The sequence below is a fragment of the Actinokineospora sp. genome, assembly GCF_050699995.1.
In the GTDB taxonomy this organism is placed as follows: Bacteria; Actinomycetota; Actinomycetes; order Mycobacteriales; family Pseudonocardiaceae; genus Actinokineospora.
Map to the genome: position 1 here is coordinate 23,689 of NZ_JBOHGC010000360.1, position 13,465 is coordinate 37,153.

12 protein-coding genes are annotated in these 13,465 nt (G+C 68.0%); 7 read left to right on the forward strand and 5 right to left on the reverse strand.

Going from position 1 to position 13,465, the window contains the following annotated elements:
* Nucleotides 1-29: 29 nt before the first annotated feature.
* The 3 genes from ACRDSQ_RS17690 to ACRDSQ_RS17700 are packed head-to-tail and all read left to right on the forward strand — an operon-like array spanning nucleotide 30 to nucleotide 2,538.
* Nucleotides 30-1,199: a 7TM domain-containing protein gene (locus ACRDSQ_RS17690; RefSeq protein WP_431422546.1), complete on the forward strand. Its 1,170-nt coding sequence runs from the start codon at nucleotides 30-32 to the stop codon at nucleotides 1,197-1,199.
* Nucleotides 1,196-2,062 (forward strand): sugar-transfer associated ATP-grasp domain-containing protein, encoded by an 867-nt coding sequence (locus ACRDSQ_RS17695; RefSeq protein ID WP_431422548.1) that lies wholly within the window; start codon nucleotides 1,196-1,198, stop codon nucleotides 2,060-2,062. Before ACRDSQ_RS17690 ends, ACRDSQ_RS17695 begins: the two co-directional genes overlap by 4 nt.
* Nucleotides 2,059-2,538, forward strand: coding sequence for a hypothetical protein (locus ACRDSQ_RS17700; protein WP_431422550.1), 480 nt, complete (start codon nucleotides 2,059-2,061; stop codon nucleotides 2,536-2,538). Before ACRDSQ_RS17695 ends, ACRDSQ_RS17700 begins: the two co-directional genes overlap by 4 nt.
* 46 nt (nucleotides 2,539-2,584) lie before the next feature.
* Here ACRDSQ_RS17700 and ACRDSQ_RS17705 read toward each other — a convergent pair whose 3' ends face one another.
* Nucleotides 2,585-3,088 carry an Lrp/AsnC family transcriptional regulator gene (locus tag ACRDSQ_RS17705; RefSeq protein WP_431422552.1) on the reverse strand — a complete coding sequence of 168 codons (504 nt, stop codon included), beginning with the start codon at nucleotides 3,086-3,088 and terminating at the stop codon, nucleotides 2,585-2,587.
* Nucleotides 3,089-3,231: 143 nt separating this feature from the next.
* Here ACRDSQ_RS17705 and hppD point away from each other — a divergent pair, with 143 nt between their 5' ends.
* Nucleotides 3,232-4,434: a 4-hydroxyphenylpyruvate dioxygenase gene (gene hppD, locus ACRDSQ_RS17710; RefSeq protein ID WP_431422554.1), complete on the forward strand. Its 1,203-nt coding sequence runs from the start codon at nucleotides 3,232-3,234 to the stop codon at nucleotides 4,432-4,434.
* Nucleotides 4,435-4,463: 29 nt separating this feature from the next.
* Here the strand turns inward: hppD and ilvA are convergent, their stop codons facing one another.
* Nucleotides 4,464-5,669: a threonine ammonia-lyase gene (gene ilvA / locus ACRDSQ_RS17715; RefSeq protein ID WP_431422556.1), complete on the reverse strand. Its 1,206-nt coding sequence runs from the start codon at nucleotides 5,667-5,669 to the stop codon at nucleotides 4,464-4,466.
* A gap of 162 nt (nucleotides 5,670-5,831) precedes the next feature.
* Here ilvA and ACRDSQ_RS17720 point away from each other — a divergent pair, with 162 nt between their 5' ends.
* Nucleotides 5,832-6,038, forward strand: a complete 207-nt coding sequence (locus tag ACRDSQ_RS17720) for a hypothetical protein (protein WP_431422559.1) — start codon at nucleotides 5,832-5,834, stop codon at nucleotides 6,036-6,038.
* Between the two features lies 1 nt (nucleotide 6,039).
* Here the strand turns inward: ACRDSQ_RS17720 and ACRDSQ_RS17725 are convergent, their stop codons facing one another.
* The 3 genes from ACRDSQ_RS17725 to ACRDSQ_RS17735 all read right to left on the reverse strand — a co-directional run bounded on the left by ACRDSQ_RS17725 (nucleotide 6,040) and on the right by ACRDSQ_RS17735 (nucleotide 9,903).
* On the reverse strand, nucleotides 6,040-7,197 hold the full coding sequence (locus ACRDSQ_RS17725) for a cystathionine gamma-synthase (RefSeq protein WP_431422561.1): 1,158 nt from the start codon (nucleotides 7,195-7,197) through the stop codon (nucleotides 6,040-6,042).
* 71 nt (nucleotides 7,198-7,268) lie between these two features.
* Complete coding sequence (locus ACRDSQ_RS17730) at nucleotides 7,269-8,288, reverse strand: RDD family protein (protein ID WP_431422564.1); 1,020 nt, start codon at nucleotides 8,286-8,288, stop codon at nucleotides 7,269-7,271.
* 220 nt (nucleotides 8,289-8,508) lie between these two features.
* Nucleotides 8,509-9,903 carry a cystathionine beta-synthase gene (locus tag ACRDSQ_RS17735; RefSeq protein ID WP_431422567.1) on the reverse strand — a complete coding sequence of 465 codons (1,395 nt, stop codon included), beginning with the start codon at nucleotides 9,901-9,903 and terminating at the stop codon, nucleotides 8,509-8,511.
* A gap of 227 nt (nucleotides 9,904-10,130) precedes the next feature.
* Here ACRDSQ_RS17735 and ACRDSQ_RS17740 point away from each other — a divergent pair, with 227 nt between their 5' ends.
* On the forward strand, nucleotides 10,131-11,987 hold the full coding sequence (locus ACRDSQ_RS17740; RefSeq protein WP_431422569.1) for a bifunctional metallophosphatase/5'-nucleotidase: 1,857 nt from the start codon (nucleotides 10,131-10,133) through the stop codon (nucleotides 11,985-11,987).
* A gap of 227 nt (nucleotides 11,988-12,214) precedes the next feature.
* Nucleotides 12,215-13,435 (forward strand): acetyl-CoA C-acetyltransferase, encoded by a 1,221-nt coding sequence (locus ACRDSQ_RS17745; protein ID WP_431422571.1) that lies wholly within the window; start codon nucleotides 12,215-12,217, stop codon nucleotides 13,433-13,435.
* Nucleotides 13,436-13,465 lie beyond the last annotated feature (30 nt).

Here is a 13,465-nt window from a genome sequence, read left to right on the forward strand (position 1 = left end):
GCGCCGCGCGTTCCGCACGAAGGGCTCACATGATCGGCACGTCCACGCCTGTCCACAGCGGGCCCGCCCACCTTCGGCCGCGGCGGGGCTTGCTGCCCGTCGCCGTCAAGGTGTCGGCCATAGCGGGAGCCGCGCTGATCTTGTTCGTCGCGCTGCTTGCCTCACCCGAGCGGAACGTGACCGGCGCCAATGTCATCGGCGAACAGGAAATGGTCAAGATCACCGGGCCGACCGGAAAGACGGCCGAGGTGAAAGCCATCATCGACACCGGAGCCACGACGTCGTCCATCGACACCGGGCTCGCGGAGTCGCTGGGCTTTGACCTCGACGACGCGCCCAAGGTGGTCATGAGTTCATCGCTTGGCCGGGAACGCAGACCTGTGGTGGACGCGACGATCAAACTCGCGGGCACCCAACAACCCGCCAAGGTGACCGTGAACGACCGGTCCCGGCGCGACGCCCCGATGCTCATCGGCCGCGCACAACTGGGCAACATGCGGGTGACCATCGGTAGGCAGATGCTCACGACACCGGACGGCAGGACCGCGCCGACCTCGCTCGCCGTGTTGCTGGCTCCCTCGCCGAGCATCAGCGTGGAATCGCTGCTCGCCTTGCTGCCGTTGGCGGTGCTCCTCGTCGTCATCCTCAGGGTCTGGATCGGGGTGAACACGCTGGGCACCTTCAGCCCGGTGCTGCTGGCACTTGGCTATACGCAGACCGGCCTGGTCCCGGGCCTGATCACCACAACGGTGATGATCGCGGCGGGACTGATCGCCCAGATGCTGCTTCAACGGACCCAACTTCCGCGCGTGGCACGACTCGCCGTGCTGGTCAGCGTGGTCGTGCTGGCGCTACTGGGCCTGCGTGAACTCGTGGGCGAAGACGGTTCGCAACTCCTGATCGGCGCGTCACTGCCGGTCGTGGTCACCGCCGTGATCATCGAACGCCTGTGGGAACAGTGGGATGCCGACGGGCCGAGGGGCGCGGCGACCAGTGCGGTGCTCACCATCGGATTCGGCGTTGTCGCGGCCATGCTGATGGTCACGCCGTGGGTGCGATACATGGGCGACACCGTGCCGCTGGCCTTCGCCGCGGCGTGCTGCGTCTGGGCGTTCGTCGCGGGCACCTACCGCGGCCTGCGGCTGAGCGAACTGCTCCGTTTCGCGCCTGCCGCACGGGCACAGGGCGAAGTCAAGTGAGCCTGCTGCGGGGCTGGGACCTACTCATGGGCATGAACGCCAGGAACACACTGATCGCCAAGGTCAATCCCAGCGAGGCGATTCGCCTGGTGAACAACAAGTACGAGACCAAACAGGCGCTCGAGCGGGCCGGGGCGCCCACGTCGCCCACGATCCGGCTGGTGCGCTCCCGCAGGGAGATCGGTGCGATCGACTGGGCGGGCATGCCGCCGCAGTGGGCGATGAAGCCCAACCAGGGCCTCGGCGGTTCCGGCATCATGCTGGCCGCCGGGCGACAGGACGGGCGGTGGCACACGCTGGCAGGCAAGCCGTTGGAGATGGCGACGGTGACCAGTCATCTGGCCAGAATCCTCGATGGCGACTTCTCGCCGCGAAGCACCGACTGGGCGCTGTTCGAGCCACTGATCCATGCCCATCCAGCGTTGGCTGAGTTGTCGTTCCAGGGCCTGCCGGACATCAGGGTCATCTGCGTCGGCGATCAGCCCAAACTGGCCATGGTGCGGCTGCCGACCAAACACAGCGGAGGTCGGGCCAACCTGCACCAGCGCGCGGTCGGAGCGGCTGTCGACATCGACACCGGACGGGTGAGCGCCGCCAGGGTCGGCGACGTGCCCGTCACCCGCCATCCCGACACGGGCAATCAGCTGGTGGGCGCGGTCATTCCACACTGGACTGTTGTGCTGGCGGCGGCCAGTCGGTGTGCCGCTGCGACCGGGCTGCGATATCTGGGCGCCGACATCGTGATCGACGAGCAGCGTGGGCCGTTGATCCTGGAAGTCAATGCCAGGCCGGGCCTGCAAATCCAGAACATCAACGGCCGTGGTCTCATGGCCGCCATCGAGCCGGAAAGGGCAGGTCGTTGAGTAGTTCGCTGTCCCGCAAGCGGCTCTGGCTTGGCGGGCGCTTCGGGCTCGCGGCAGGCGCCGCCGGGCTGCTCGCCTTCGCGCTGATCGTCACGCCCCCCGCACCGAACGCCGCCAGATACCTGGAGCCCGACCCCGCGCCGCCGGCGAGTTCGCCCAGCACGAGCGCGGAACCGCAGAAGACGCCCACCGCGCCGGAGCCCGACACCGGAGCCGGCATCAGCGTCGCGCCCAAACCGGAGGGGACCCCCGGCCCGGCGGAGTCGGGCGAATGGGTGGAGGAACCACAGGACGAGGACTTCCAGATCGAAGAGGAGCCGATCCCGGACGACAGCACACCACCACCACCACCTGCCGCGACGACACCAGCGCCGACACCCGCACCCACGTCCCCAGTCGAACCGCGTCCCACAACCGAACCACCCACCGAACCACCCACCGAGGAGACCACCGCACCCGCCCGCCAGCGTCGCTGACGACTCGGAATCCACGCCGGGCCAGTGCTCGACTGTCGATCGGCGGTCACAGTGGTCGGCCCGCCACAACCCGCTCCAGCAGCGGCCGCACCCGCATCGGGACGGGCGTCGACAGCGCGATCGACGTCGACGTCCGGCCCACCCATTCCACCTTGACCACCCGGTCGATCACCCGCTGCAGGTCGGCGTTGTCGCGCGCGACCATCCGCACCAGCAGGTCGCCTTGGCCCGTGGTCGCGTGCACCTCGCACACCTCCGGGATGGCGCTGAGCCGCTGGGCGACCTCGGTGCGCTTGCCCTGGGCGATCTCCAGCACCGCGAACGCCGTCAGCCCATAGCCCATCGCGGCGAGGTCCAACTCGGGCGGGAACCCGCCGAGCACCCCGCGACGCTCCAGCCGGTCCATCCGCGCCTGCACGGTCCCGCGCGCCACGCCAAGGCGGCGCGAACATTCGAGCACGCCCAGCCGCGGCTCGTCAGTCAGCAACAGGAGCAGGCGCGCGTCGAGTACGTCCAGCACCTCTCCGTGATCATCCTGCACCCCGGTCACCTCCTAGTCAGAGTGCCCACTTTGTCCCGGATAAACCCGCCTGTACTAGTCAAGCTGTCCTGAGAAACAACCAACTATTGCACAGCCTGCCTCATCGACACATCCTCAGACGTACCGCAAGAAGGAAGACGCAGGAGGACGCGATGACTGGGACCCTCGGCCGCAGCGAACTGGGCATGGACGAGGTGAGCTACGACCAGCTCCGCCAGCTCGTCGGCCTCGTCGACTATGACGAGAGCCGGGACCCGTTCCCCGTGAACGCCATGGACGCCGTGGTGTTCGTCGTCGGCAACGCCACGCAGACCGCGCTGTTCTACCAGGCCGCGTTCGGCATGGAGCTTGTCGCCTACTCGGGCCCGGAGACCGGCAACACCGACCACAAGTCGTTCGTGCTGAAGTCCGGCTCCGCCCGCTTCGTCATCAAGGGCGGCGTGCGCCCCGGCAGCCCGCTGCTCGACCACCACCGCGAGCACGGCGACGGCGTCGTCGACCTCGCCCTGGCCGTGCCGGACGTCGACAAGTGCGTCGAGCACGCCCGGGCGGAGGGCGCGATCATCCTCGACGAGCCCAACGACGTCACCGACGAGCACGGCACCATCCGCACCGCCGCCATCGCCACCTACGGCCGGACCCGCCACACCCTGGTGGACCGGTCCCGCTACACCGGGCCGTACCTGCCCGGCTACGTCGCGAAGACGGGCTCCCACCAGAAGCCCGCCGACGCCCCGAAACGGCTTTTCCAGGCCATCGACCACTGTGTCGGCAACGTCGAGCTCGGCAAGATGGACTACTGGGTCGACTGGTACAACCGCGTCATGGGCTTCGTGAACATGGCGGAGTTCGTCGGCGACGACATCGCCACCGAGTACTCGGCGCTGATGAGCAAGGTCGTGTCCAACGGCAACCACCGGGTGAAGTTCCCGCTCAACGAGCCTGCCGTCGCCAAGAAGAAGTCCCAGATCGACGAGTACCTGGAGTTCTACGGCGGTCCAGGCTGCCAGCACATCGCGCTGGCCACCGGCGACATCATCGGCACCGTGCGGCACATGCGCGGGACAGGCATCGAGTTCCTCGACGTACCGGATTCCTACTACGACGATCCCGAACTGCGGGCCCGGATCGGCCAGGTCAGGGTGCCGATCGAGCAGCTCAAGGAGCACCGCATCCTGGTCGACCGGGACGAGGACGGCTACCTGCTGCAGATCTTCACCAAGCCGATCGGCGACCGTCCGACCGTGTTCTACGAACTGATCGAACGGCACGGCTCGCTCGGCTTCGGCAAGGGCAACTTCAAGGCTCTGTTCGAAGCCATCGAGCGCGAGCAAGAGCGCCGAGGCAATCTCTGACCACCGGGAATTCGCGGGCGACCTTCCTCTCAGGCGACGACGGTGTAGCCGGCCTGCTCGAGGGCGGTGGCCACCTCCGCACAGTGCTCGGGGCCGCGGGTTTCCAGGTTGAGCGAGACCTCCACATCGCCGATCGCCAACGCACCCGCGATCCGGGAATGCTCGACATCCAGCACGTTCGCGCCGAGCTGGCCGACCCTGGTGAGCAGCGCCCCGAGCGAGCCCGGCCGGTCCCGCACGCGCAGCCTGAGGGAGAGATAGCGGCCACCGGCGGTCATGCCGTGCCGGATGATCTGCAGCAGTAACAAGGGATCGACGTTGCCGCCGGAGAGCACCGCCACGATCGGCGGGGCGAACGTGTGTGTGTCCTCGAGCAACACGGCCACCGCCGCCGCGCCCGCGGGCTCCACCACGAGCTTGCGGCGTTCCAAGCAGAGCAGGACGGAGCGGGACAACGACTCCTCACCGACGGTCACCACGTCGTCGACCAGCGCCGCGACATGAGCGAAACTGACCGGTCCGGGCGCACCGACCGCGATACCGTCCGCCATGGTGTTGGGAGACGCCACCCGCACCGGTTCGCCCGCGGCCAACGAAGCAGGGAAGGCCGCGGCGTTCTCTGCCTGCACGCCGATCACCTTTACCTCCGGCTTGCGTGCCTTCATGACCGACGCCACCCCGGACACCAGGCCACCGCCGCCGACGGACACCAGAACCGTAGCGACGTCCGGAACCTGCTCGAGCACCTCGAGGCCGACGGTGCCCTGTCCTGCGATGATGTCGGGGTGGTCGAAGGGATGGATGAACACCGCACCCGTCCGTTCGGCGAAGGCCATGGCCTCGGCGAGCGTCTCCTCGAGCCCTTCCCCGTGCAGGTACACGTCCGCGCCGTATCCCCTGGTCGCCGCCAGCTTCGGCAGCGGCGCCCGTTCCGGCATGAACACCGTCGACTTGGTGCCAAGCAGTGCAGCGGCCAGCGCCACACCCTGCGCGTGGTTGCCCGCACTCGCGGCAACCACCCCCCGCGCGCGCTCGGCTTCGGAAAGGCCGTGGATACGCGTGTAGGCGCCGCGGATCTTGAAAGACCCGGTGCGCTGCAGGTTCTCGCACTTGAGGTGCACATCTCCGCCGTGCCTGCGAGCCAGGTCGCGGGCATGTTCCATCGGCGTCTGGCGCACCACTGACGCGAGCAGCTCGCGGGCGGCCTCGATCTGGTCGATGCTGACGAGGTCCATAAGGCCAGATCATGCCAGTTCTGAGATGCACGTCATGCCGGGATGTCGGACCCAGGTACGCTTGAGCCACGATCGGAAAGGAACGCGGGAGAGTTCATGGCTCGGGGGAAGCGAGAGTCACGTGCTACGCGGGTCGCCAGCGGCGTCCCGCTCTTCGTTGGCGTGGCCTCTGCCGTCGCGTTGACCGGTGCGGCGTTCTTCACCGTGCAGCAGGCGACCTGCGCCGATCCTGGTAGCTACATCCGGCACGATGACCACGTCGAACTGGTCGGCGGCTGTGTGGATCCGGCTGACGTGCCGGGCAGCAAGCCCGCTGCCCGCGACGAGGGGCCCCGGTTCGACGACGAAACCGGCCGCTACCGCCCCTGAGCTAGGCAAGCGCGGCGCTGAGGTCGGCGATCAGATCCTCGGCGCTTTCGATGCCCACCGACAGTCGCAGCAGATCGTCCGGTACCTGCAGGGTGGAACCCGCCACGCTGGCGTGCGTCATCTTGCCCGGGTGCTCGATCAATGACTCGATTCCGCCGAGCGACTCGGCCAGCACGAACAGCTTCGTACCGGCCGCTACCGCGAGCGCGCGCTCCCCTCCGCCGGTAACAGTGAAGGACACCATGCCGCCGAAGCGACGCATCTGCTTGGCGGCCAGCTCGTGGCCAGGGTGTTCGGGAAGGCCCGGGTAATACACCCGGTCGACACCGGGATGCTTGAGGAGCGCGTGCACGACCCGCTCGGCGTTGTCGCAGTGCCGCTCCATCCGCACCGCGAGCGTCTTCATGCCACGCAGGGTGAGCCAGCTGTCGAACGGGCCTGGAACCGCGCCTGCCGAGTTGCGCAGGAAGAACAACTGCTCGCGCAGTTCGTCGGAGTTGGTGATCACCGCGCCACCGACGACATCGGAGTGCCCGCCGAGGTACTTGGTGGTGGAGTGCACCACGACGTCGGCACCGAGTTCGAGGGGCCGCTGCAGATATGGCGTGGCGAACGTGTTGTCCACCACGAGTTGCGCGCCCGCGGTGTGCGCCAGCTCGGCCAGGGCGGTCAAGTCGGCGATACCCAGCAGCGGATTGCTCGGTGTCTCACACCAGATGAGCTTGGTCTCCGGGCGGATCGCCGAGCGCACCTCGTCCACAATGGACAGATTGGCCACGGTGTAGGTGACCCCCCATTGAGTCAGCACCTTGTCGATCAACCGGAAGGTGCCGCCGTAGGCATCGTTACCGAGCACCAGATGATCACCTGGCCGCAGCGCGGTACGCAGCACGGCGTCGGTCGCGGCCATGCCGGAGGCGAAGGCCAGCCCGTGCCTGCCGCCCTCCAACGCGGCGAGCGCCTGCTCGCAAGCCGTGCGGGTGGGATTGGCGGTGCGGGAGTACTCGTACGCGCCCTCGCGCAGCCCGCCCACGCCGTCCTGCGCGTAGGTGGAGGTCTGATAGATCGGCACGATCACCGCGCCGGTACGCGGGTCGGGCTGCTGTCCGGCATGGATAGCGCGCGTTTCGAAGCCCAGCTTGGAGGTGTCGTGAACCATGCTGGTCAGACTACGACGTGCGGTGCGCCCCCGAGCCAATGAGGCCGGGGGCACCCGCTGTCGTCCGAGAATCAGCCCTGGTACGGGGGCTGGCCGTAGCCCTGCGGCGGACCCTGCTGCGGGAAACCACCGCTGGACGGACCCTGCGGGGGCTGTCCGTAACCGGGCGGCGGGCCCTGCTGCGGGAAACCACCACTCGAGGGACCCTGCGGAGGCTGACCGAAGCCACCCTGCGGCCCGGGCTGGCCGAAGCCACCGGACGGCGGGCCCTGCTGGCCGAAGCCACCGGACGGCGCCGCACCATCGGCGGTCACCACGACCGTGGTCATGATCTTGTCGCCGAAGGTCTGCTTCTTCTCGTCCCAGAGCGGCCACAGGTAACCCAGGTAGCACGGAAGACCGTCAAGAATGTGCGCAAGGTCGCGGACGAACGCCATGCCGCCGCCGATAGGCTGCCCGGTCTGCTCGCCGATCAGCTTGATCTTCATCATCTTCTTGCCGAGCGACTGGCCGGTCTTGCCTTGCTGGATCCAGCGGTTGTAGATCACCCAGCCGATGAAGGCGAGGTAGCCCAGCACAGACAGCAAAGCCCCGACCATCGGGTCGATCATGCCGCCGACAAAGGCGAGCAAGAGCACGACCAGGATCGGCGCGATGTCGATCAGATATGCGGCCACCCGGGGGAACCACTCGGCGAGCTGACCACCACCGGGCGGACCGGTGAAGGCCGGTGCGCCGAAACCGGGCTGCTGCCCGTAGCCGTACGGCTGGCCGGGTGGGGGCGGGAAGCCGCCGGACTGCGGTCCCTGCGGTGGCGGTGGGAACCCGCCGGACTGCGGCCCCTGGGGAGGGAATCCACCTGACTGCGGTCCCTGCGGGTATCCGCCTTGCTGCTGCGGAGGGAACCCGCCCTGCTGGCCGAATCCCTGCTGGCCGAATCCCTGCTGGCCCATCGCGCCCGGGTTGTCCGCGGCGCTCGGCGGCGGGGTGTACGGGATGGCGGGCTGCATACCCGGCGGGACGAGCTGTGTGGATTCGGCGCCCGGAGCCTGGCTGGACTGCGCGGGCGGCGCCTGGCCTGGCTGCACCACCTGAGTCGGCTCCGGGGCATCACCGAAAGGAACGTCTTGCTGTTGAGGTCCACCCGGATTGCCCTGGGCCGGCTGTGCGCCGTCCCACGGCTGATTCGGTGGCTGCGGAGCACTCATGTGGGTCTTCAACCCCCTTGATAATGGCGTGAACGATTCACTCGCGGCACACGCTATCGGATGGAAGCGACCACCGCAGGGAACCCCCGTGCGGAACCGGCGGCTAATGCCCCGCGAGGAAGGCCAGAATGTCCTGCCTGGTTACCACGCCCGCCGGTTTACCGTCGATCAGCACCATCGCGCCGTCGGCCTCGGCCAGCGCGGTCATCGCGGCACTCACCGACTCGCCCGCACCGATGGTCGGCAGCGGGGCCGACATGTGCTTGTCCAGCCGATCGGCCAGCGCGGCCTTGCCGACGAACAACGCCTCGAGCAGATCGCGCTCGTTGACCGACCCGACGACCTCGGCGGCCATGATGGGCGGCTCCGCGCTGACCACCGGCATCTGGCTCACCCCGAATTCACGCAGGATCGAGACCGCCTCGGCGACCGTCTCGGTCGGATGGGTGTGCACCAGCGCGGGCAGCGATCCGTCCTTGCGCCGCAGCACGTCGCCGACGGTGGCGGCGCTGGATTCCGGCGGCAGGAATCCGAACGAGGACATCCACGCGTCGTTGAAGACTTTCGTCAGGTAGCCGCGGCCGCCGTCCGGCAGCAGAACCACGATCACCGCATCGTTGGCTCCCACCTCGGCCAGGCGGTCGGCCAGGCGCAGCGCGCCGGCGACGGCCATTCCGCACGAGCCACCGACGAGCAGGCCCTCCTCGCGTGCGAGCCTGCGGGTGGTTTCGAAGGATTCCTTGTCGGAGATCGCGATGATCTCGTCGGCGATGTCGCGGTCATAGGTTTCCGGCCAGAAGTCCTCACCGACGCCCTCGACCAGGTATGGCCTGCCGGTACCGCCGGAGTACACCGAGCCCTCCGGGTCGGCGCCGATGACCTGCACGTGACCGTCGGAAACTTCCTTCAGGTACCGGCCGGTGCCGGTGATCGTTCCGCCGGTGCCGACGCCTGCCACGAAGTGCGTGATCTTGCCATCGGTCTGGCGCCACAGCTCCGGACCAGTCGAGTGGTAGTGACTGGTCGGGTTTTCCGGGTTGGCGTACTGGTTGGGCTTCCAGGCGCCCTCGATCTCGCCCACCAGCCGGTCGGAGACGTTGTAGTAGGAGTCGGGATGCTCGGGCGGGACTGCCGTCGGGCACACCACGACCTCCGCGCCGTATGCCTTGAGCACGTTGCGCTTGTCCTCGCTGACCTTGTCGGGGCAGACGAACACGCACTTGTACCCCTTGCGCTGGGCGACCATCGCCAGCCCGACCCCTGTGTTGCCCGAAGTCGGCTCGACGATGGTGCCGCCAGGCTTGAGCTCCCCGGAGCGCTCGGCCGCCTCCACCATGCGCATCGCGATGCGGTCCTTGACGCTGCCGCCGGGGTTGAGATACTCGACCTTCGCGAGCACGAGCGGACCCTGCCCGCCCGCGATGTGCGACGTGAGTGACGTCAGTTTCACCAGCGGGGTGTTGCCGACCAGATCCATGACGTGCTCGGCGTACTCCATCGAGTTCCCCGTTCCCGCGCGTGGTGACGCGCGCTCCAGTTCTTGTGCCGGTTGTGGCCGATACGCCCACAGTAGTCCGCCGTTCCGGCGCGTCGTGGTCGCGCCGGAACGGAGGAGGAGTCCGATTCGCGACTGTTCTCCCGCCAGTCATTCTTTGCTCATTGTGGGCGGGGTCACCGCGTGCTTAGCTCACCCCCAGCCAGCGACAGACTCGTCCGGGGAGAACTATGTCTATGTCTACCTTCCGCCGTGCAGGCGGTGTACGCGCCATCATCGCCACCGGGATACTTCTGCTGGCCGCCAGTGCGACCGGATCCTCCGCGCTTGCTGAGCGCCCTGGCAAGCCGCCCGCTTTCACCCTCAACGTGCTGTTCACCAACGACAGCGAATCCGCGCTGCTCGGGGTGGACGGCAGCGGCGGGGATGAGGGTCCGATCCTGGATGACGGACGGCATCCCTACGGCAGCGCGTCCCGGGCGGTCACTCTCGTCGAGAAGTTGCGCGCGGAGGCGGTGAGCGAGGACAAGGCGCCCGGCCAAGCGGGCAAGCGCGGCGTGATCACCGTGTCCGGCGGCGACAACTTCCTGGCAGGCCCGGAATTCGCGGCCAGCCTGGATCGCGGGGTGCCGCACTACGATGCGCTCGCACACCAGGCGATCGGCTACGACGCGAGCATCTTCGGCAACCACGAGTTCGACTTCGGGCCCGGAGTCCTTGCCGACTTCATCGCGAGTTTCGACGGCTCACTGCAGTTCGTGAGCGCCAACCTCGACTTCTCCGGCGAGCCGGTCCTGGACGCCTACACCGAGGACGGCACCATCGTGTCCAGCAAGGTGCTGCACACCTTGGGCGAGCGGATCGGCTTGATCGGCTTGACCACACCCGAACTGCCGGCGATCTCCAGCCCGCGCAACGTCGAGGTCGACCGAGATCTCGCCGGCATCACCAACCGGATCGCCGCTCAGCTCACCCGCGACAAGGTGAACAAGATCATCTTGGTCAGCCACCTCCAGGACATCGACAACGAACTGGCGCTGGTGCCGGAACTGTCCGGCGTGGACGCCGTGGTCGCGGCGGGCGGCGGTGAGATCCTGGCCGATCCCGGCGACCGGCTCATCCCCGGCGACCAGGCCGAGCGCGGGTTTCCGCTGTATGCCGCCGACGCGAACGGCAAGCGGGTGCCGGTGGTTACCACGACAGGCGACTACAAGTACGTCGGACGCCTGGTGCTCAACTTCGACCGGGCGGGCAACGTGCTCGGGGTGGACGACGCGGCGACCGGCCCGGTTCGAGTTTCAGGTGTGGGAAGCGACGCTGTTGCCGGTGACCCACAGGTGCGCGCGGAAGTCGAGAAGCCGGTCGCCGAGTTCGTCACCGCGCTGGCCGAGCAGCTCGTCGCCACCAGCGAGGTCGCGCTGGACGGAGTTCGCAACAACATCCGCACGAAGGAGACCAACCTCGGCAATCTGCTGTCCGACGCGCTGCTGTGGGCGGGCAAGGAGCGGGCGGCCGAGTACGGGGTGCGCGCCCCGCAGATCGCGATCCAGAACGGCGGCGGGATTCGCAACAACTCGTTGCTGTCCGCGGGCGAGATAACCGCACTCAACACATACGAGATCGCCCCGTTCGCCAACTTCGTGGCGGTCGTGCCGGAGATCTCGCGGGACACCCTGAGCCAATTGCTCGAGCGGGGCGTCGCCGCTTCGCCGAATGCCGCGGGGGCGTTCATGCAGGTTGCGGGGCTGAGCTTCCGCTATGACACCACCCGGCAGGCGCAGGTGATCACGCCCGGTGGCAACACCATCGTCACGCCCGGCGAGCGGGTTCGCGATGTGGTGCTCGATGACGGCTCGGTGATCGTGGCCGATGGCGTCGTGGTCGACGGGCCATCGGTGTCGGTGGCCACGAATGACTTCTCCGCACGCGGGGGTGACGGCTACCCGTTCGGCGACGCACCCTTCACCTCCGTCGGCACCACCTACCAGGCCGCGCTGCAGGATTACCTGACCGGCCCTCTTGCCGGTGCCATCACGGCCACGCAGTACCCAGAAGGCGGTTCAGGCCGGATCACGCCCATCGGATGACCCCGTGCACCCGTCGTGCGTGAATGTTGTTGCATGAGCAACCCTGGTCACGCACGACCCCACGCCAGCGACGTCGTGAGTGACCAGGGTTGCCGGAACAACAACATTCACGCACGACCCCACGCCAGCGTGCACGCTCGGCCACTGGGACCGGGCATGGCGCATCGCCGGGTTGCACGGCACGATGGGCTGCATAGACATCTGCTGGCTCGAAGGAGTGCCCTGTCATGCCTGAAGCTGTGATCGTGTCCACCGCCCGCTCCCCCATCGGGCGCGCGGGCAAGGGGTCGTTGGTGGACATGCGCCCGGACGACCTCACCGTGCAGATGGTGCGGGCCGCACTGGACAAGGTCCCCCAGCTCGACCCGACCCACATCGACGACCTGATGCTCGGTTGCGGCCTGCCCGGCGGCGAGTCCGGGTTCAACATGGGGCGCGTGGTGGCCGTCCAGCTCGGCTACGACCACGTGCCGGGAACCACCATCACCCGCTACTGCTCGTCCAGTTTGCAGACCACCAGGATGGCGCTGCACGCGATCAAGGCGGGCGAGGGTGACGTGTTCATCTCCGCCGGTGTGGAGACCGTCTCGCGCTTCGCCAAGGGCAGCTCCGACTCCTGGCCGGACACCCACAATCCGCTCTTCGCCGACGCCGAGACACGCACCGGCACGACGGCAGCCGAGGGCGCCGACGCGTGGACCGACCCGAGGGAGAACGACAAACTGCCCGACATCTACATCGCGATGGGCCAGACGGCGGAGAACCTGGCCCGGCTCAAGAACATCTCCCGCGAGGAGATGGACGAGTTCGGTGTCCGCTCGCAGAACCTCGCCGAGAAGGCGATCGCCGACGGGTTCTGGGCCAAGGACATCACGGCGGTGACCCTGCCGGACGGCACGGTGGTGGAGAAGGACGACGGCCCGCGCGCCGGTGTCACGTTGGAGGGCGTGTCGGGGCTCAAGCCGGTGTTCCGCCCCGATGGCCGGATCACCGCGGCCAACTGCTGCGCGCTCAACGACGGTGCGGCCGCGCTGGTGATCATGTCCGACACCAAGGCCAAAGAGCTGGGTATCACCCCGCTGGCTCGGGTGCTGTCCACCGGTGTGACGGGCTTGTCGCCGGAGATCATGGGCTACGGCCCGGTCGAGGCGTCCAAGCAAGCGCTGCAGCGGGCCGGCCTGTCGATCAACGACATCGACCTGGTCGAGATCAACGAAGCCTTCGCCGCACAGGTCATCCCGTCCTATCAGGACCTGGGCATCGACATCGAACGGCTCAACGTCAACGGCGGCGCGATCGCGGTCGGCCACCCGTTCGGCATGACCGGCGCCCGGATCACCTCCACGCTGATCAATTCCCTGCAGCACCACGACAAGCAGTTCGGTCTGGAGACCATGTGCGTCGGCGGCGGGCAGGGCATGGCCATGGTGCTCGAACGCCTGAGCTGAGAAGCGTAAGCAGGAGGGGCGCCCGGGCAC

Excerpts from the sequence above, each read along its gene's own strand:
- ACRDSQ_RS17745 (WP_431422571.1), top strand. The coding sequence starts at position 12,215 with ATGCCTGAAGCTGTGATCGTGTCCACCGCCCGCTCCCCCATCGGGCGC.
- ilvA (WP_431422556.1), bottom strand. The coding sequence starts at position 5,669 with ATGGACCTCGTCAGCATCGACCAGATCGAGGCCGCCCGCGAGCTGCTC.
- hppD (WP_431422554.1), top strand. The coding sequence starts at position 3,232 with ATGACTGGGACCCTCGGCCGCAGCGAACTGGGCATGGACGAGGTGAGC.
- ACRDSQ_RS17740 (WP_431422569.1), top strand. The coding sequence starts at position 10,131 with ATGTCTATGTCTACCTTCCGCCGTGCAGGCGGTGTACGCGCCATCATC.
- ACRDSQ_RS17735 (WP_431422567.1), bottom strand. The coding sequence starts at position 9,903 with ATGGAGTACGCCGAGCACGTCATGGATCTGGTCGGCAACACCCCGCTG.
- ACRDSQ_RS17690 (WP_431422546.1), top strand. The coding sequence starts at position 30 with ATGATCGGCACGTCCACGCCTGTCCACAGCGGGCCCGCCCACCTTCGG.
- ACRDSQ_RS17725 (WP_431422561.1), bottom strand. The coding sequence starts at position 7,197 with ATGGTTCACGACACCTCCAAGCTGGGCTTCGAAACGCGCGCTATCCAT.